Here is a 17,580-nt window from a genome sequence, read left to right as displayed (position 1 = left end):
GTTGTCAGGCGGGCTCTCTGCCACGATAGCGCGGCCAAAACTGGCAGGAGAGGTGATTTTCGCCTTCCGGTCGCAGCCTGCCGCTATCCGGGCTGCGTTGCCGGAGGCTTGCGCAGATGCGTGGCGATGTCGTGCCAGAGGCCTTGCAGCGGGCGGAAGACGAAGCGCACCGTCGACTTGCCGGGCGGTACGACGACGGCGCGGAACAGGACATTGGCGCGCAGCAATTCGGCGGGCTGGCCGTCGATCTCGACCTGCCACCAATGGTGCCAGACATCGTTGAGCACGAGATAGCCGCCGCGCGCGGTCTCGGCTGCCAGCGTCACTGTCGTGGTGCCGTAGTCGCGGATCGCGACGCTGTTCGCTCCAAGCGGGCCGGTGGGCAAGGGCGGGGGATCGCGGTCGAGCAGGACGGTGCGGCGTGGATCGAAACCTTCGGGCCATGCGCCGGTCTTGAGGATCGCGTCGAAATCCGCCTTCCGCGCCTCGGTGACCAGCAGCACGCGCGGCAGGGCGCGCGGGTTCTCGTAGACGAAGGCGTCCTTGGTGCGGGCGATCTGCCTGAGGTCGCCGGGTTTCAGGCCCTTGTCGATCTGTTCGACGGGTACGCCGGTCGCGATGAAGCGCAGACCCAGCATGTCGGCGAGCAGCGAGCGATAGCCCGGCATCAGCGGGGAGAAGGCGCGCTGGTCGGGCAGGGCGACATGGTCCCCCGCACCGGTCGCCTTGCTATAGAGGCCGAGGCGCAGCGGGTTGTAGCCCAGCGTGTTGTCGAGGTCGTGGACGAGGCTGGCATTCGGCCAGTGGAAATCGATGGCCGCGAGCTCGATGCGGTCGCGCCGGTCTGGCGCCATGGTGCGGGCCGTTTCGCGCTTCAGCAGCGCAATGGTGTCGTTGCTGCTGTCCTTGCGGAGCACGTCATAGGTCTGTGCGGGCAGGGCGGTGGATTCGCTCGGGCCATTGTTGACGGCGAGATCCATGGTCAATGTCGCCGCCAGCACGATGGTCGCTGCGAGGACGGAACCGCGTCTCGATAGTCCGCGCGCAGCGATGAGGCCGCCGAGCGAGAGCATGCCGCAGAGCGCCGCGATGATCAGCGGCATGGTGGCGACCGGGATGCGCCCGACCGTCCAGGCGAGCCAGAGCGCGAGGGCGAGCGCACCCGCGAAGATCAGTGCTTCGAGGGCGATCTGCCATGGCCGCGCCTTGGGGGCTGCGCCGGTCATGACGAGATGGGTCAGGTAGCCGCCGAGCAAAGCGAGCAGGGCGCCGAGGATGAAGAGCGCATCGGCCGGGCGACGGTAGAAGCTGATGCCGGGCAGTTCGAACAGCACCCTGAAGGCCGGCGTGTAGCGGCCGAGCGCGAAGAGCAGGACGATGATCGCGGCGACGGTGAGCGGGACGATCTCGCGCCGCCAGAGCGCGCCGCGGACGAGGCCGACCGTCAGGATCAGTCCCATCGGCAGCAGGCCGAGATAGAGCTGGCTCATGTTGCGGGCGAGGAAGAGGCTGAGCGGCCCGAAGCGCGCCTCCCAGGCCGGGCTTGGCGCGCCCCAGAAATCGGCGAGCGGGCCGGCTGCTCCGTAGAGATTGGCGAAGAGCCCGGTCAGCAGGGCAGCCGGGTGGAGCGAGCCTTTGCCGGCCTCGACGAAATCGATGACGGGGCGGTTCGATTCCTGCGCGATGAAGGCGGTCAGCAGGATCGGGACGGTTGCGACGAGGATGGCGCCGAGCGTACCAGCGATGAGTGGCGGCAGGCTGGTGCGGAAGGCGCGCCATGGGCTCTGCGCCATCAGGATGGCGGCGATGGTCAGGCCGGCCAAGACATAGACGCCCAGAAGCGCGACCTGATCGCGTCCCAGCACCATGAAGCCGGAGGCGATGCCGGCGGCGATGCCATAGGCGATCGAGCTGCGCTCCAGCGCCCGCGAGAGCAGGAAAAGCGTGATCGCGAAATAGCCGAGGCTCAGCACCTGCCCGACATGCTGGATGCGCCAGGCGGCCGCCGCGCCGAAGGCGAAGGAGAGCGCTGCGACCACCGCGCCGGCCGGATGCCAGCCGCGATCGCGGAAGATCATGACGATCGACAGAGCGCCGAGCAGCAGGGTGCCGAGCAGGGCGCCGTCGCTCCACCGGAAATCCGGAGCGGGATTCAGAGCGGCGATCAAGGCGAAGGAGGGCGAGAAGATCAGGGATTGCGGATCGGCGACCTGCGGCGAGCCGGAGAAGACATAGGGCGTCCAGAACGGCGAGAGGCCCTTGTGGAAGGCATCGGCGAGGAACTGGAGCTGCGGATGGAAATGCGCCTTGGCGTCCCAAGGTATGGTCAGCGTGCCCGAGAGCCAGGGCCATGACAGGGCAAGCCAGGCGATGAACACGACCGCGCAGACGCTGGCGAGCGGCCAGCGTCCGGGACTGTCGGGCAGGGTGTCGTCGGGCGCGGGCATCAGCCTGGCCTGATCACGAGCGGGAACGCGGTCAATCCGTCGGGGCGGCGCGCGCCATCAGCGCGTCCATGTCGATGAAATGGCCGGCGCGATCACGCTTGGAGGCGAGATAGCGGACATTATGCGCGTTCGGGCGACCAAGGACGCGCTGCGTCGCCGCGACCTCGAGACCTGCCGCTTCGATCGCGCCGATCTTCTGCGGGTTGTTGGTCAGCGCCACGACGCTGGAAACGCCGAGCTGCTTCAGCATCGTCGCGGCGAAGTCGAAATGGCGCTGGTCGAGATCGAAGCCGAGGACCTCGTCGGCGTCATAGGTGTCCCAACCCTGGCTCTGCAGCTTGTAGGCGCGCATCTTGTTGGAGATGCCGTTGCCGCGGCCTTCCTGGTCGAGATAGAGCAGGATACCGCCCTCGTTCTCGGCCATCCACTGCACCGTCTCGCGCAGCTGGTCGCCGCAATCGCATTTCAGCGAGCCGAAGAGATCGCCGGTCAGGCAGGCGGAGTGCAGGCGCACCGGCACGGCGGCCGCGAGATCGGGCTTGCCGACGATGATCGCGACCTGGTCGCGCAGGCCCTCGCCGCCGCGGAAGACGACGAATTCGGTCTCCGGCGCGCCTTCGAGCGGCACCGGCGCGCGGCCGACGATCTTCAGCGTCGCCGCCTGCTCGGCGCGGTAACCATTCACCGCCGCGATCTCGACCTCGACGAGCGGCTCGTCAGCGACGGCCTTAGCGCTTACGGGCACGAGAATGATGGCCGGCAGCACCAGCGAGAGGCGTGCCAGTTCGAGCGCAGCCTCATCCAGCGCCGAGGCCGGGGCCACCGGCGCATCCATGCGGCTGTCGATCTTGAGCGCCAGCGTCTCGATGCGCGCGGTGTCGATGGTCGGCAATGCGAAAATGCCGGTTTCCAGGCGTCCCTTGGCACCCAGGCGGCGCAGGCGCGCGGCGCTCAGCACGAGATGGCCGCGGCCTTGCGCCAGCGTATCGAAGCGGCGAGCCAGCTCGGCGTCGGCGAGTTCGGCGGAAAGGGCCAGCGCCAGCCGCTCGCCATCGCGGAGCAGGACCGGGCGGGCGGCGCGAAACTCGGCGATCGCCCGCTCGACCTTCACGAGATCCGTCTGGAGGGATGGGCCGAAGAGCGTACGCGACTCAGGCATCGAAAAGTCCGTCAGATTGGGCCGGCGCGACCGGCCGAGGGGGCATCCAGGGCACCATCGGGTATCGATATAGGGCCTTGCAGTGCGCTCTGCCAGCAACGTGGCGGACGGGGCGCCGGTTCCATGATCAAAACCGCGTCAGATGGTGTCCATCGGCAAGCGAAAACGGGAACTTCCGGAGCATGTCGCCGTCCTATGGGCGCATGCGCTTGAACGTGAGATGAATATCGCCCCGGCAGCAGGTGAGGAGGCTTTCCGATGCAAGGCGAGATGCCGGCAACCCGTACCTACAGCCCGCTTGCCCGGACGCTGCACTGGATCACGGTGGTCGCGGTCTTCGCGATGATCCCCGTCGGGCTCGCGATGAGCTATCGCGGCAATGTCCTGAATATCTGGGATGGGCTTACGAACGGGCTCTACAGCGCCCATAAGCTCGTCGGTTTCCTGTTGCTCTGGCTGACCGCCGGCCGGCTCGCCTATCGCCTGCTGCACGGGGCGCCGCCGGACGAGCCGACGCTGGCCTGGTGGCAGAAGGCGGCCTCGCATCTGGTGCATTGGCTGCTCTACGGCCTGCTGCTCGTCGTGCCGCTGCTCGGCTGGATCGGGGTTTCGCTGTTCCCGGCGCTGACGATCTTCGACCTGTTCGACCTGCCCGCACTGGCCAAGCCCAACGAGGAGGCAGCCAAGCGCGTGCTCGACATCCACGGCAAGCTCGCGCTGGCGATCGGCGCGCTCGCGCTGATACATATCGGCGCGGCGCTGCACCACTACCTGATCCTCAAGGATGGCGTGATGCGGCGCATGCTGCCGTGGCTGAAATAGCGGGTTGCTAGATCGGCCGGGCCCAGAGGTCCTGATGTCCGATCATGGCTGTTTCTGCCTTGCAGCGCGCCTTGAGCCAATCTGTGATCGTTTTCGGGTCGAGGCGGCCGGTTTCGCCGACCGCTGTGGCAATGCCTTCCGCCAACGCCTCCTGCAAGGGCCGGCGCTTCGCATCGAGCAGCCAGTTGCTGTCGCCGCTGGAGATGGCGAAGCCCGACTTCCGGAAGGCTTCGGCCATGATTTCGCAGGCATCGGGGCCGGCGGCGGGGCCAAAGCCCTTGTCGCGGTGCTGATGGTCGACGAAGGCGGCATGGATGCCGGGATCAGCCGGATGTTCCGGCAGCCAGGTCTCGCGGCCGTCATGGGTGAGCACGGCGTAGAGCGGCAGGTGCTGGCTGGCGAGCGCTGCGACGAAGCGCTCGATCCAGCGCTTCGAGGCGAGGTCGAAGAGGGCGGCGGCTGTGACAAGATCGGGCTGCCAGCCCAGCACCCATTCGAGATCCTTGTTCAGGTCGATCTTGCGGGTGTCGACCGTGAGCGTCTTGCCGTCCTTGGCGAGCACGAGTTCCTCGCCCTGCTCGCGCGCCTCGTCGGCCCACTCGGTGAGGCGCTCGCGGGCGAAGACGAGGAGATCGGCATCGTGGTCGACCAGCGTCCAGTGCTGGCGGTCGGGAAGGGCGGTGTAGCTGGCGCGCAGGTTGGAGCCGGCGCCGCAGCCGAGATCGAGGACGGAGAGCGAGGCCTTGTCGGCGAAATAGCTGCCGACCGCCGCGAGCACCTGCGGATTGCGCGCGGCGTGATCTGCGGGCTCGCGCAAGGCGAGCCATTCCGGAGAGAAACCAGCCATTACCCCACCTTTCGGCCGTCGCCGCGCCCGCAGGCCTGCGCCACGATGCGCGCGGTCTCGCTCCAACGCGTCAAATCGCTGGCTGCGGCCCACGCGGCATCGGCACGCTGCCGACGCTCTGCCGGCGCATCAATCAGTCTTGCGAGTGCCTTGGCAAGTGCCGCAGCGTCGCCGGCCGGGACCTTGAGTGCTGCGGCATCAGGCAGGGCCTCGGCGCCGGCACCGCTCAGCGTGGTGACGATCGGCAGGCCGCGCGCCAGGGCCTCGGTCAGCACCATGCCGTAACCCTCATAGAGCGATGACATCACGAAAAGATCCGCTTCGTTATAGAGTTGCGCGAGCCTGTCGGCCCCGATACCTCCGGTCAGCAAGATCCGTTCCGCCAGTCCGGCGCGCGCGATGCCGTCGCGCAGTTCCGTTGCCGTCGCGGGGGCGTGATCGGGCGTGCCGGCGATGGTCAGGGTCCAGGGGCGGTCCGCGATGGCCGTCAGCGCCGCGATGAGGACGCTGTAACCCTTGCGGGGGATCAGCGAGCCGACGGCGAGGATGTGCAGCGCCTCGCCGCGGCCGGAGCCCTTCGCGCGCGGTGCCGGGTCCGTGCCGGGGATCGCGACCGCGATCTTGCCGGCGGGGACGTCGAATTCCGCGGCCAGGGTCAGCTTCGTCGCGGGGCTGGAGGTCGCGACGGCGCGCGCATGACGCAGCGCCAGCGTTTCGCCGTGACGCAGCGCCTCGGCTACTGCCAGACTGTGTCCGGTCTCCAGTGCCAATGGATGGTGAACCAGTGCGACAAGCCGGTTCGCAAATCGGGCGGCAAGCTTCTCCGGGAAGGCGCCATAGGCGAGGCCATCGACGAGCAGGATGTCGTCGGGTGCGGTCGCTGCGAGCAATTGCTCGGTCACCGCGAGGTCGGCCTCAGTCGGAAACGGAAACGAGCCGGGCAGCGCGAAATGGCGGGCCTTGATGCCCGCCTCGCGCCATTCGCTAAGGAGGCGCCGGTCGTAGCCGTAGCCGCCGGTGGGCGCATCGATGTCGCCGGGGATGGCGAAGACGATGCCGCTCACGCCAGCGCGCCCTCGTAGCTGGCGCGGGCGAGGTCGGTCTCGTGCAGCGTGACGCGAATCCTGTTCAGCCCCGCACCGTCGGCGCCGAGCGCGCCGGATTTCGCGGCCTGAGCCATGGCGTCGAAGATGTGCTTGCAGAGGAATTCGGTGGTGGTCAGCACGCCCGCGAATTGCGGGAGGGCGTCGAGGTTCTGGTACTTCAGTGGCTTCAGCGTCTCGGCAAGGGTGTCGAGCGCGGCGCCGATATCGACGACGACGTTCTGCCGGTTCAGCGCCTCGCGAAAGAAGGCGACATCGACCACGAAGGTGGCGCCGTGCATGTTCTGCGCCGGACCGAAGAAGGGATCGGGCAGGGAATGGCCGATCATGATGCGGTCGCGGACTTCGACGGAAAACATGCGATCTCCCGGAGATGGGTTGGTTATGCGGCCCGGTCAGGGCTGCGTTTCATAGCAAATCGCGGCGGTCAGGCCAGCGGCGCCCGGTGCGAGCAGGCCGGGCAGGCGCTGCGGCAATTCGCGGAAGGCGATCTCGTCGGTGATCAGCGCATCGAGCCTGTCGTCGGCGAGCAAGGCCATGGCGGCCTTCGAACGGCGGGCATAATCCCAGCGGGGGCGGCGTGAAGCCGAGACCAGGCCGACTTGCGAGGAGACGAGTTGAAGCCGGCGGGCATGGAAGGCGCCGCCGAGGGCGGCGGGCACGGCGCCATCGCCGTACCAGCTGAGCTCTACGATCCGCGCCTCGGTGCCCGCGGCCGCGATAGCGGTTTCGAGACCCGCCGCCGTTGCGCTGGCGTGGAACACGAGATCGGCATCGCGTGGCGCGGCGTCGGGAAGCGCGAAGCGGAAGCCCAGTGCAGCGGCGAGCGCGGCCCGGCCAGGCTCGACATCGACGAGCGTGACCTCGGCTCCCGGCAACCGGGCCGCCAGCCAGGCGACGAGCAGGCCCAGCACGCCGCCGCCCACGATCACGATCCTGTCAGCGGGGCCGGAGCCGGCATCCCAATGAGCGTTGAGAGCGGTCTCCATATTGGCGGCGAGGATGGCGCGGCGGGCCGGCACCGCATCGGGCACGAGGACGAGGCTGTCGCGCGGGGCGACGAAGCGGTCCTGGTGCGGATGCAGGCAGAAGGCGACGCGGCCGAGCATGTCCGGCGGGCCGGCATCGACGCGGCCGACGGCGCAATAGCCGTATTTGACGGGGAACGGGAAGTCGCCTTCCTGAAAGGGCGCGCGCATGCGCTCGTGCTCGGAACAGGGGACGCGGCCCTCGCAGACCAGCCGCTCGGTACCACGGCTGACGCCGCTCCAGAGTGTCGTCAGCAGGCAGTCCTCCGGCCCAAGCGCGGGCAGGGTGACCTCGTTCAGGTTGCATTCACGGGAGGCTGTATACCAAAGCGCAAGAGCCTTGGTCCTTGCGTCAATCGGTGTTGCAGGCTTTAGCTCCCGCGCCATTCGCGTCCGATCCCGTCCGTCCGAGCCTGTCTGCCTACCATGACAGAGACCGCCATGAACCAGCGTTCCGCTCCGACCACGTTCCGGCGGGCGGCGCAAGAGGCCGGGCCGAACGGTCTGACCCCGGCCGGGCTGCAGGCGGAAACGGCGCTGCGCCGCCGGCGGTTCCTCGTCCTTGTCCTGAATCTCGTCACGCTGGCCCTGCTGCTCGCCGGGCTTGCTCGCGTGCTCGCGGCCGGCGGCTGGAGCGTCGCGGATGTCGCGATCTTCGTCGCCTTCCTGTTCGGCGCGCCCTGGACCGTGCTCGGCTTCTGGAATGCCGCGATCGGGCTCTGGCTTTTGCACGGCAAGGCGGACGGGCTCGCCGAGGTCGCGCCCTTTGCCGCGGAGGGCGAAGAGGCGACGCGGCTCACCCTGCGCACCGCCGTCCTGATGACCTTGCGCAACGAGGATCCGGCGCGCGCCTTCCGGCGGCTCAAGGTCGTCAAGGACAGCCTCGATGCGACAGGCGAGGGCGCCTGGTTCGATTATTTCGTGCTGTCGGACACCAACGATTCCACGGTTGCCGAAGCCGAGGAAAGGCTAGCCGAGGCCTGGGCACGCGAACTCGGCGACACGACGCGATTGACCTATCGCCGTCGCAGCGACAATGCCGGGTTCAAGGCCGGCAATCTCCGCGATTTCTGCGAGCGCTGGGGCGAGCTCTACGAATTGATGCTGCCGCTCGATGCCGACAGCGTCATGGCGGGCGAGACGATCCTCGGGATGGCCCGAATGATGCAGGCCCATCCGAAGCTCGGAATCCTGCAGAGTCTCGTGGTCGGCATGCCCAGCCGTTCGGCCTTCGCACGCATCTTCCAGTTCGGCATGCGCCACGGCATGCGCCCCTATACCATGGGCTCGGCCTGGTGGGGCGGCGATTGCGGGCCGTTCTGGGGGCATAACGCGCTGGTGCGGATCGCGCCGTTCCGCGACCATTGCCATTTGCCGGTGCTGCTGGGTGGGCCGCCCCTGGGCGGCGCGGTGATGAGCCATGATCAGGTCGAGGCGACCCTGATGCGCCGCGCCGGCTATGAGGTGCGCGTGCTGCCGGTCGAGGGCGGAAGCTGGGAGGAGAACCCGCCGACCATGCTCGACTTCGCCACGCGCGACCTGCGCTGGTGTCTCGGCAACCTGCAATATCTCAAGCTCCTCGACCTCCCCGGCCTCAAGCCGATGAGCCGCTTCCAGCTGGTCTGGGCGATCCTGATGTTCCTCGGCCTGCCGGCCTGGACGCTGATGATCGCGCTGCTGCCGCTCAAGGTTTTCGAGGATCGCGCGATCGCCGATTACCCGGTCATGCTGGCCGCCGCGCTCTATCTGCTGTTCCTCGCGATGTATCTCTCGCCGAAGCTTGCCGGCTTTGCCGACATCCTGCTGACGCGGGGCGGCGTCGCACGCTATGGCGGCAAGGTGCGGTTCCTCGTATCGGCGGCGATCGAGCTCGTCTTCGCCTTCCTGCAGGGTGCGGTCTCGAGCTTCCGCACGACGCTGTTCATGATCGGGCTCGCCTTCGGGCGCGTGAGAATCGGCTGGAACGGGCAGGCGCGCGACGCCCGCGCGCTGTCCTTCGCCACCGCTTTAGCAGGGCTGTGGCCGCATCTGCTGTTCGGCGCCTATCTCTTCGTCACGCTGGGCATCATGGCGCCGGCCGTGCTGATCTGGTCGCTGCCGCTGACCGCGGGCTATGTGCTGGCGATCCCCTTCGCCATGCTGACGGCCGCGCCGGCTTGCGGTGCCTGGCTGGCGCGGCGCGGGCTCTGCGGCATCCCCGAGGATTTCGACCTGCCGCCGGTGCTTGCCGCGATCCGCGAAGGGCAAGCGGCATGAACGCCGTCACCTATCCCAAGGGCACGGTGAAAGCGCTGTCGCGCTCGCTGCGCATCTATCACGGCGACAAGGAGCGCAATGCGGCGATGGACCGGCTCTACGGAGCGTTCCTGGCGCCGGGCGATCTCGCTTTCGATATCGGCGCCCATGTCGGTGACCGCATCTCCTCCTTCCGCAGGCTTGGCGCGCGTGTCGTCGCGCTGGAGCCGCAGCCTGGCCCTGCCCGTGTCATCCGCCTGATCCACCGGCGCGATCCGCTGGTGACGCTGGTGGAGGCCGCCTGCGGCGACCATGAGGGCTCGATCGCGCTCCGGATCAACAGCGACAACCCCACCGTTTCGACCGCCTCGGCCGCCTTCATCGGCGCCGCTGCGGGTGCAGGGGGCTGGGAGGGGCAGGTCTGGGATCATGAGATCACCGTGCCCTGCACGACGCTCGACCGGTTGATCCAGCGCTACGGCCTGCCGAAGCTGCTCAAGATCGATGTCGAGGGTTTCGAGGCGCATGTGCTGGCCGGGCTGACCAAGGCGGTGCCGGTAATCTCCTTCGAGTTCACGACGATCCAGCGCGATGTCGCCGAGGCCTGCCTCGTCCTGCTGGAGACGCTCGGACCCTATCGCTTCAATGTCGCGATCGGAGAGAGCCAGATGCTCGAGCTCGCGGAGCCGGCGAGTGCCGAGGCGATGGGCGATTACCTGCGCAGCCTGCCGCATGAGGCCAATTCCGGCGATGTCTACGCCATCCTGACGGGCTGAACCGCGGCTTCAGAAGCTGCTGCCGCCGAGCCAGGCCAGGATCGCGGCGACCAGCAGGCTGAACCAGCCGGGGTGGCGCCCGCGCGTCGCGAACAGCACCAGCGCCGAACCTGCCAGCGACGCCGCGATCGCGACCTTCAACAGCCATGCGTTCGGCAGAGGCGTGGCCGGCGCCTGCGCCATCGCGATCAGGATCGCGGCGAGCGCCCAGCCGAGGATGCTGACGAGGTGCCAGCTCGCCCAGAGGATTCTGACATGGCGTTCCCGGAGCAGCGGGCCGCCTTCGGTCGGAACGATGCCGCCCCTGCGCAGTTGCCGGAAGATCAGGATCTCGCCGACGACCGAATGGACCAGCGCGGTCAACGCCATCACCACCCCGGCACCCAAAAGCAGCGGCTGCATCGATCGCTCCGTCGGTTGCGGAGATGGGAACTTCTGCGCCTTTGGTTCGTAGCAGTGCTGCGCCGACTGCCGGAAGCTGGCTCGTTGTCGCGGCTGCCGCCGTTTCGCCACAAGCCGGTCAGCCGCGGTTCATCTCACTGCGATCACGCTGTCCGGACCTCATCATCAGGGATCACCATGACTCGTCTGCTTCGTCCGCTCGCGGTTTCGCTCGCTCTCCTTGCTTCGCTGACGGTCGCGCGGGCTGCAGGGGACGTCGCCGTCGAGGTGAAGAACGAATCCGAACCGGTGCTCTGCGCCGAGAAGGACAACGTCACGATCAAGGCGGTCTCGCCGGAAGTCCGGCGCTTCCAGATCGAGGCGGCGCATCCCGCCTATGTCGCCGGGCTCGTGCGCGACAACTGGGATGCCGACTGGACGAATTGCGACATGAAGGGCGATCCGTCCTTCGCGCCGCCGACGCCGCCGCGCCGCGTCACCTTCTACGAATCGATCGATTACTGGCTGGTCGGCTACACCTTCCCGAGCTTCTGGCGCCCGGCCGAGGCGACCTTCCGCGTCGGCGACCGCGTCGAGAAGGGCCTGCATCTTGTCCAGCTCTGGAAGCTCGGCAAGGACAAGTCCCACGAGGTGCTCGTCGTCTATCCGCAGGACGGCAACTGGCGCGCCCGGCCGCTGCCTCCGGAGCATCTCGGCTTCTCCTCCTATGGCTCCTCCTTCCTGTTCGGGCCGATCGAGCAGGAAGGACGCCCGGTCGTGAACATCAAGGAGATCGAGTTCGATCCGAAGACGCTGACCTTCAAGCTGAACTTCAAGGACGGCTCGTCCGGCAGCCTCAAGCTCGACAGCGTCGACGAGAACCGGATGGTGCTCGATGCGGTGCTCGACAAGCCGGTGACCGGCGGCAAGGGCTTCCTGGCGCTGCGCTCGATGTATGTCACCGAGTTCAACAACGACGTCGCGCGCATCGCGCTTCGCGAGCCCGGCGCCAAGGGTTGGCGCGAGGAGGCGCTGATGTCCTATCCCGGCGGCAAGGCGACCGATATCTGGATGGGGCGTACGACGCATTCGCGCCACAACACGTCTTCGCCCGACATGGTGTTCCGCCGCTTCTCGACCGATCCCAACCCGCCGTCGAAGCCCTGAGTGCCGTCATTCTCGGGCTTGACCCGAGAATCTCATGAACGGGGGCACTGGTTTCCGAGATGCTCGGGTCAAGCCCGAGCATGACGCGGATGCTCTCCGTAGCGGAACGCATTGCCTTTCTGTCGCGTTTGGCCATGACGCGGCGGGCGCATCGGTTTAGCCTGCGGCGACCGATACCGCCCAGCCTGCAGAGAGACCCATGCCGCGTTTTGCCGCCAACTTGTCGATGATGTTCACCGAATGGGAATTCCTCGATCGCTTCAAGGCGGCCGCCGAGGCGGGGTTCGAGGCGGTGGAGTTCCTCTTTCCCTATGAGCATACGCCCGAACAGGTCGGGCTCGCTCTGGCGGGCGGCAATCTGACGCAGGCGCTCTACAATCTGCCGCCCGGCGATTTCGCCAAGGGCGAGCGCGGTATCGCCTCGCTGGCGGGCCGCGAGGACGAATTCAGGGCCTCGGTCAACACCGCGCTGTCCTATTTGCACGAGACCGGCGTCAAGCGCCTGCACATGATGGCGGGCCTGGCCGACCCCAACGACCCCGTCGCGCAGAAGACCTATCGGGCCTCGCTCGCCTATGCCGCCGACAAGCTTGGCGAGCAGGGCATCGACCTCCTGCTGGAGCCGATCAACGGCAAGGACATGCCGGGCTATTTCCTCAACGATTTCGATCAGGCGGCGGCTTATGTTCGCGAATCCGGCCGGCCGAATGTCCGGCTGCAATTCGACATGTATCATTGCGAATTGATCCATGGCGACGTCTCGGCACGACTGAAGGCGCTCTATCCGCTCGTCGGCCATGTCCAGATCGCCCGCGCCAACGGCCGGCATGAGCCCGATGCCTCGGGGCCGGACTATCCGACGCTGTTCAACGAGCTCGACGGCCTCGGCTATGACGGCTTCGTCGGCTGCGAGTACCGTCCGGAGGCCAGCACCCTTGAAGGCCTCGGCTGGTTCGCGCCGTGGCGGAAGCCGCTCTGATGCGCCCGCCCTCGATCTCCTATCCGGTGCTGGTCGCCGATATCGGCGGCACCAATTGCCGCCTGTCGCTGGTAAGCGATGCCGACTGCGCGCATCGGCCGCTGGCACGGATCGGGACCGGGAGCCATCCGACGGCTGAAGCCGCCTTTGCATCCGTGCTCGCCGAGCTGCCGGAGAAGCCCCGATCCGCCGTGCTCGCGGTGGCCGGCCCGCTCGATGGCCGGCAGGCGCAGTTGACCAATGCGGTCTGGCATCTCGATGGGCCGCGGATCGCGGGTGCGCTCGGCCTCACCCAGGGATTGATGGTCAATGATTTCGAAGCGCTTTCGGCCTCGCTCGCCGTGCTGAAGCCGGGTGATCTCTCGACATTGGTCGAGGGCGATCCCGAGCCTGAAGGCGTCAAGCTGGTGCTGGGGCCGGGGACCGGCTTCGGCGCGGCGGCCCTGCTGATGCGGGGGGAGCGCGGCATGCTGATCCCCACCGAATCCGGCCATATCGGCATCGGCCCGGAGGACCAGACCGAGCAGAAGATCTGGCCGGCGTTGAGCGAGGGGATTCCACGCCTCACCGTCGAGCATCTCCTGAGCGGCGACGGGCTGGTGCGCCTGCACAAGGCCGTGGCCCGGACCTCCGGCATGCTGGAGGCGGAGGTCAGCGCTGCCGATGTCTCCCGTCTCGCCCATGACGGCGATCCGGCGGCGCTGATGGCCGTCGTCTGCTTCTGGCGCCTGCTGGGGCGCGTTGCCGGCGATCTCGCGCTCGTCTTCAAGGCGACGGGCGGCGTCTACATCGCAGGCGGCATCGCGCCGCATCTGCTGCCGCTCGCGGACAAGACGGCGATTCGCACGGCCTTCGCCGGCAAGCCGCCGATGGAGGAACTGGCGGAGCGTTTCGCGCTGCATGTCATCACCGCGACGGACGCGGCCGAGCAGGGGCTGGCTGCGATCGCCGCCAATCTGCATCGCTTCGGGCTCGACGATCCCAAGCGGCTGTGGTTTGGCTGAGCGGCCTTCTCACCACGTCGCATAGGTCCGCGTGCAGCCCATCCATTCGATCCAGGTCCTGCGCGCGCTCGCGGCCTTCATGGTCGCGATCCACCATGTCCAGCCGGATGCGGCCGTCGTCGCCGCCCGCGCGGGCCTGGGCTTCACGCGCAGCGATCTCCTGCCCTGGATGGCCGGCGTCGACATCTTCTTCGTCGTATCCGGCTTCATCATGGTCCATGCCTCGCAGGACCTGTTCGGCCGGGACGGCGCCTCCAGCTTGTTCCTGAAGCGGCGGCTGGCGCGGATCGTGCCGCTCTACTGGGCGATGACGACACTGTTCCTGCTGGTCGGGTTCGCGGTCCCGGCCGTGCTCAATTCGGGCGTGCCAAACCTCCAGCAGGTTCTCGGCTCATACCTGTTCTGGCCGGTGATCTCGACCCAAGGCTTCATCCAGCCGGTCTATTCGCTGGGTTGGACGCTCAATTACGAGATGCTGTTCTACGTCCTGTTCGCCGCCGGGCTGATGTTGCCGCGGCGCTGGACCTTGCCTGCGATCACGCTCGTTTTGGCGTTGCTGGTCGCGGCCGAGAGCCTGAGCGGGCCGCTGGCGCTGCCCTTCGGTTTCTGGGGCCAGCCGATCGTGCTCGAATTCGCGGCGGGGATGGGGATTGCAGTCCTTCGGCAGAAGGGCTTGCGCCTGCACGGGGCGTTGCGGATTGCCGTCGCGATGGCTGGTGCCGCCCTATTGGTCGCCGCTGCCCATGTTCCGGGCACTGACGGACCCTGGAGCAGCGTGTTGTGGCGAGGAGGTGCGGCTGTCCTGCTGATGCTCGCCGCCGGCTGCGGCCGCGAGGGCATCGTGCCGCTTCCGCCTGTGAAGGCTCTGGCTGCGGTGGGAGATGCCTCCTATGCGCTCTATCTCGTCCATCCCTTCGTGATCCGCGGGATGCGTGAGGTCGTGCTGCGGCTCGGGCTGCATTCGCCGGCGCTCTATATCGCGCTGGCGCTCGTCGGTTCCGTGATCGCGGCGCTGCTGCTCTACCGCTTCTTCGAGAAGCCGGCGACACGCCTGGCCCGGCGCTGGCTTGGAAGCTGAAACGGCGAGGCCTTAGCTCAGCTTCATCCCCTTGAGCGACTGGCCGACGACGCCGCCATCCTTGCGGCGCTGGGCCCGCTTCGACTTGATCGTCTCGACATGCTCGGGCTGCGGGAAATAGCCGCGTTCCATGATCTCCAGCGAGTATTCCTCATAGGTCAGGCCGAGCGCCGAGGCCTTCTCCTCGCGCCTGAGCGCGATCTCGCGGGGCTTCTTCCAGGCCTTGCGATGGGCGAAGCGCCAGTCGAAATAGCGGCCGATCTGGCCGGAGCCCGTGGCAGCGCGGCGCTTGCGCTCCTTCAGCGGCGGGCCGCCGTTATGACCGATCCCGATCGGGCGTTCGCTGGGCATCGCTCTTGGACTCATCAGGGCTCGATCCCGATCACGATAAGGGGCGGAACGAGGCTGGCAAGGGCTGTGCCATCGCACGCGACCGCATGGCTTTGAGCTACACGCTTGTCATTCCGGGGCACGCCAAGGGCGTGAACCCGGAACCCACGACTGGGTGAAACATGATCCACCTCGTTGCCGCCGGCTCACCCGGTCGTGAGTTCCGGGTTCTTCGCTGCGCGAAGCCCCGGAATGACAAAGGTGGTTCCCTCCGGGCGTGACAGCGGAGCGGTGGCGGTCTATCCCGCAGGCCGAACACAGGACGGATCATGGCCCCCTTGCTGCATCTGCGCGACGTCGCGCTCACCTTCGGCGGACAGCCCTTGCTCGAAGCCGCCGAGATCGCGGTCTCGGCCGGCGAGCGCGTCTGCCTCGTCGGCCGCAACGGCTCGGGCAAGTCGACGCTGCTCAAGATCGCGGCGGGGCTCGTCGAGCCGGATCATGCCGAGCGCTTCGTCCAGCCGGGCTCGACCATTCGCTATCTGCCGCAGGAGCCGGATTTCACCGGCTACAAGACCTCACTCGCCTATGTCGAGGCGGGGCTCGGGCCGGGTGACGACGCTTATCGCGCGCAATATCTCATCACGGAACTCGGCCTGACCGGTGAAGAAGATCCCGCCACGATGTCCGGCGGCGAATCGCGCCGCACGGCGCTGGCGCGGGTCCTGGCGCCGGAGCCGGATATCCTGCTGCTGGACGAGCCGACCAACCATCTCGACCTGCCCGTCATCGAATGGCTGGAGCAGGAATTGAAGTCGCTGCGCTCGGCCATGGTGCTGATCAGCCACGATCGACGCTTCCTGACGTCACTCTCGCGCGCGACGATCTGGCTCGATCGCGGCGTGACGCGGCGAGCCGAGAGAGGCTTCGGCGAGTTCGAGGCCTGGCGCGACGAGGTCCTGGCGCAGGAGGAGCTTGATCGCCACAAGCTCGACCGCAAGATCGCCCGCGAGGAGGATTGGCTGCGCTATGGCGTCAGCGCCCGGCGCACCCGCAACCAGCGCCGGCTCGGCGAGCTGCATGCCTTGCGCGACCAGCGCCGCACGGCCCGCGCGGCGCAGGGCAATGTCCGGCTGGAGGCGAGCGAGGCGCAGGCCTCCGGCAAGCTCGTCATCGAGGCGATCGATGTCGCCAAGGCCTATGGCGACAACACCATCGTCAAGAACCTGTCGCTGCGCGTCGCGCGCGGCGACCGGATAGGCATCGTCGGGCCGAACGGCGCCGGCAAGACCACGCTGATCAACCTGCTGACCGGGGCACTCAAGCCCGATTCCGGCAAGGTGAAACTCGGCACGGCGCTGGAAATGGTGACGCTCGACCAGCGTCGCGAAAGCCTCGATCCGGAAACGCCGCTCGGCGACGTCCTGACCGGCGGCGGCTCGGACCAGGTCATGGTGGGCGGCCAGCCGCGCCATGTGATCTCCTATATGAAGGACTTCCTGTTCCAGCCGATCCAGCGTGGCACGCCGGTCGGCGCGCTCTCCGGCGGCGAGCGCGGGCGGCTGATGCTGGCGCGGGCGCTGGCCAAGCCCTCGAACCTGCTGGTGCTGGACGAGCCGACCAACGATCTCGACCTCGAGACGCTCGACCTGCTGCAGGAGCTGCTCGCCGATTATCAGGGCACCGTCCTGCTGGTCAGTCACGACCGTGACTTCATCGACCGCGTCGTCTCCTCCGTGCTGATCTCGGATGGCGATGGCGTTTGGACGGAGTTCGCCGGCGGCTATTCCGACATGCTGGCGCAGCGCGGCCGCGGTGTCGGGGCGAAGGCACGGCCTGTCGAGAAGGCGGCGCCCGCTGCGCCCAAGGCTGCAGCGTCGGTGCCGGCCGCATCCGCCTCCAAGCGCAAGCTCTCCTTCAACGAGAAGCATGCGCTGGAGACGCTGCCGAAGAAGATCGACGCCTTGCAGGCCGAGGCCGCGAAGCTCAACACGGCGGTCGCCGGCGATCTCTACACGCGCGATCCGAAGCTCTTCGCCAAGGCGACGGCGCGGCTGGAGGAGGTCGCGCGCGAGATCGGCGAGGCCGAGGAGCGCTGGCTGGAGCTGGAGATGCTGCGCGAGGAGATCGGGGCCTAAGGTCCCGCCATTCGATTTCCGTATCGGCCTGCGCACGAAAGCGCATTTACCGGGGCGCTCAATCGTTTCAAACATCGCGCAATCGC

16 protein-coding genes are annotated in these 17,580 nt (G+C 67.7%); 8 read left to right on the top strand and 8 right to left on the bottom strand.

What is annotated here, in order from left to right; all coding sequences use genetic code 11:
* Window positions 1-83: 83 nt before the first annotated feature.
* Entirely contained in the window at window positions 84-2,447 is a 2,364-nt protein-coding gene (locus tag AC3WMA_RS08040) for a glycosyltransferase family protein (protein ID WP_492284881.1), read from the bottom strand.
* A 31-nt stretch (window positions 2,448-2,478) separates the two neighbouring features.
* Window positions 2,479-3,606: a GTP cyclohydrolase II RibA gene (gene ribA / locus AC3WMA_RS08035; RefSeq protein WP_492284880.1), complete on the bottom strand. Its 1,128-nt coding sequence runs from the start codon at window positions 3,604-3,606 to the stop codon at window positions 2,479-2,481.
* 258 nt (window positions 3,607-3,864) lie between these two features.
* Between ribA and AC3WMA_RS08030 the strand changes: the two genes are divergently transcribed.
* A complete protein-coding gene (locus tag AC3WMA_RS08030) occupies window positions 3,865-4,428 on the top strand; it encodes a cytochrome b (protein ID WP_492284879.1) in 564 nt (187 codons plus the stop codon).
* Window positions 4,429-4,435: 7 nt separating this feature from the next.
* Here AC3WMA_RS08030 and AC3WMA_RS08025 read toward each other — a convergent pair whose 3' ends face one another.
* The 4 genes from AC3WMA_RS08025 to AC3WMA_RS08010 are packed head-to-tail and all read right to left on the bottom strand — an operon-like array spanning window position 4,436 to window position 7,577.
* Window positions 4,436-5,275: an SAM-dependent methyltransferase gene (locus AC3WMA_RS08025; protein ID WP_492284878.1), complete on the bottom strand. Its 840-nt coding sequence runs from the start codon at window positions 5,273-5,275 to the stop codon at window positions 4,436-4,438.
* Window positions 5,275-6,339, bottom strand: a complete 1,065-nt coding sequence (locus AC3WMA_RS08020) for a glycosyltransferase family 4 protein (RefSeq protein WP_492284877.1) — start codon at window positions 6,337-6,339, stop codon at window positions 5,275-5,277. The genes AC3WMA_RS08025 and AC3WMA_RS08020 overlap by 1 nt, the downstream gene beginning before the upstream one ends.
* On the bottom strand, window positions 6,336-6,737 hold the full coding sequence (locus AC3WMA_RS08015) for a 6-pyruvoyl trahydropterin synthase family protein (protein WP_492284876.1): 402 nt from the start codon (window positions 6,735-6,737) through the stop codon (window positions 6,336-6,338). Before AC3WMA_RS08015 ends, AC3WMA_RS08020 begins: the two co-directional genes overlap by 4 nt.
* Before the next feature lie 36 nt (window positions 6,738-6,773).
* A complete protein-coding gene (locus AC3WMA_RS08010) occupies window positions 6,774-7,577 on the bottom strand; it encodes a zinc-dependent alcohol dehydrogenase (protein WP_492284875.1) in 804 nt (267 codons plus the stop codon).
* 270 nt (window positions 7,578-7,847) lie between these two features.
* Here AC3WMA_RS08010 and mdoH point away from each other — a divergent pair, with 270 nt between their 5' ends.
* Together mdoH and AC3WMA_RS08000 are read left to right on the top strand one after the other, a co-directional pair.
* Complete coding sequence (gene mdoH, locus AC3WMA_RS08005; RefSeq protein ID WP_492284874.1) at window positions 7,848-9,662, top strand: glucans biosynthesis glucosyltransferase MdoH; 1,815 nt, start codon at window positions 7,848-7,850, stop codon at window positions 9,660-9,662.
* The gene (locus AC3WMA_RS08000) at window positions 9,659-10,417 is read left to right on the top strand and encodes an FkbM family methyltransferase (RefSeq protein ID WP_492284873.1); all 759 of its coding nucleotides are present in this window, start codon (window positions 9,659-9,661) and stop codon (window positions 10,415-10,417) included. The genes mdoH and AC3WMA_RS08000 overlap by 4 nt, the downstream gene beginning before the upstream one ends.
* A 9-nt stretch (window positions 10,418-10,426) precedes the next feature.
* On the opposite strand, the gene AC3WMA_RS07995 is transcribed toward AC3WMA_RS08000, so the two are convergent.
* A complete protein-coding gene (locus AC3WMA_RS07995) occupies window positions 10,427-10,819 on the bottom strand; it encodes a hypothetical protein (protein WP_492284872.1) in 393 nt (130 codons plus the stop codon).
* A 177-nt stretch (window positions 10,820-10,996) separates the two neighbouring features.
* On the opposite strand from AC3WMA_RS07995, the gene AC3WMA_RS07990 reads away from it, so the two are divergent.
* The 4 genes from AC3WMA_RS07990 (at window position 10,997) to AC3WMA_RS07975 (ending at window position 15,026) form a co-directional block, all read left to right on the top strand.
* Window positions 10,997-11,965 carry a hypothetical protein gene (locus AC3WMA_RS07990; RefSeq protein WP_492284871.1) on the top strand — a complete coding sequence of 323 codons (969 nt, stop codon included), beginning with the start codon at window positions 10,997-10,999 and terminating at the stop codon, window positions 11,963-11,965.
* Between the two features lie 199 nt (window positions 11,966-12,164).
* Window positions 12,165-12,944: a 2-oxo-tetronate isomerase gene (gene otnI / locus AC3WMA_RS07985; protein ID WP_492284870.1), complete on the top strand. Its 780-nt coding sequence runs from the start codon at window positions 12,165-12,167 to the stop codon at window positions 12,942-12,944.
* Window positions 12,926-13,948 carry a glucokinase gene (locus tag AC3WMA_RS07980; protein ID WP_492284869.1) on the top strand — a complete coding sequence of 341 codons (1,023 nt, stop codon included), beginning with the start codon at window positions 12,926-12,928 and terminating at the stop codon, window positions 13,946-13,948. The genes otnI and AC3WMA_RS07980 overlap by 19 nt, the downstream gene beginning before the upstream one ends.
* A gap of 31 nt (window positions 13,949-13,979) precedes the next feature.
* On the top strand, window positions 13,980-15,026 hold the full coding sequence (locus tag AC3WMA_RS07975; protein ID WP_492284868.1) for an acyltransferase family protein: 1,047 nt from the start codon (window positions 13,980-13,982) through the stop codon (window positions 15,024-15,026).
* 12 nt (window positions 15,027-15,038) lie between these two features.
* Here the strand turns inward: AC3WMA_RS07975 and AC3WMA_RS07970 are convergent, their stop codons facing one another.
* Window positions 15,039-15,377, bottom strand: coding sequence for a hypothetical protein (locus tag AC3WMA_RS07970; protein WP_492284867.1), 339 nt, complete (start codon window positions 15,375-15,377; stop codon window positions 15,039-15,041).
* A gap of 308 nt (window positions 15,378-15,685) precedes the next feature.
* On the opposite strand from AC3WMA_RS07970, the gene AC3WMA_RS07965 reads away from it, so the two are divergent.
* Window positions 15,686-17,494: an ABC-F family ATP-binding cassette domain-containing protein gene (locus AC3WMA_RS07965; protein WP_492284866.1), complete on the top strand. Its 1,809-nt coding sequence runs from the start codon at window positions 15,686-15,688 to the stop codon at window positions 17,492-17,494.
* Window positions 17,495-17,580 lie beyond the last annotated feature (86 nt).

This window comes from Allobosea sp. FW305-C-101 (assembly GCF_058783685.1).
Note: the sequence above shows the minus strand (reverse complement) of the source record. Positions and strands in the feature narration are given on the sequence as shown.

What these genes read in the sequence shown, in the direction of transcription:
- AC3WMA_RS08025 (WP_492284878.1), bottom strand. Translation starts at nt 5,275, where the DNA reads ATGGCTGGTTTCTCTCCGGAATGGCTCGCCTTGCGCGAGCCCGCAGAT.
- AC3WMA_RS07990 (WP_492284871.1), top strand. Translation starts at nt 10,997, where the DNA reads ATGACTCGTCTGCTTCGTCCGCTCGCGGTTTCGCTCGCTCTCCTTGCT.
- AC3WMA_RS08040 (WP_492284881.1), bottom strand. Translation starts at nt 2,447, where the DNA reads ATGCCCGCGCCCGACGACACCCTGCCCGACAGTCCCGGACGCTGGCCG.
- AC3WMA_RS08030 (WP_492284879.1), top strand. Translation starts at nt 3,865, where the DNA reads ATGCAAGGCGAGATGCCGGCAACCCGTACCTACAGCCCGCTTGCCCGG.
- AC3WMA_RS07995 (WP_492284872.1), bottom strand. Translation starts at nt 10,819, where the DNA reads ATGCAGCCGCTGCTTTTGGGTGCCGGGGTGGTGATGGCGTTGACCGCG.
- AC3WMA_RS08000 (WP_492284873.1), top strand. Translation starts at nt 9,659, where the DNA reads ATGAACGCCGTCACCTATCCCAAGGGCACGGTGAAAGCGCTGTCGCGC.
- AC3WMA_RS07970 (WP_492284867.1), bottom strand. Translation starts at nt 15,377, where the DNA reads ATGCCCAGCGAACGCCCGATCGGGATCGGTCATAACGGCGGCCCGCCG.
- ribA (WP_492284880.1), bottom strand. Translation starts at nt 3,606, where the DNA reads ATGCCTGAGTCGCGTACGCTCTTCGGCCCATCCCTCCAGACGGATCTC.
- mdoH (WP_492284874.1), top strand. Translation starts at nt 7,848, where the DNA reads ATGAACCAGCGTTCCGCTCCGACCACGTTCCGGCGGGCGGCGCAAGAG.
- AC3WMA_RS08010 (WP_492284875.1), bottom strand. Translation starts at nt 7,577, where the DNA reads ATGCGCGCGCCCTTTCAGGAAGGCGACTTCCCGTTCCCCGTCAAATAC.
- AC3WMA_RS07965 (WP_492284866.1), top strand. Translation starts at nt 15,686, where the DNA reads ATGGCCCCCTTGCTGCATCTGCGCGACGTCGCGCTCACCTTCGGCGGA.
- otnI (WP_492284870.1), top strand. Translation starts at nt 12,165, where the DNA reads ATGCCGCGTTTTGCCGCCAACTTGTCGATGATGTTCACCGAATGGGAA.
- AC3WMA_RS08015 (WP_492284876.1), bottom strand. Translation starts at nt 6,737, where the DNA reads ATGTTTTCCGTCGAAGTCCGCGACCGCATCATGATCGGCCATTCCCTG.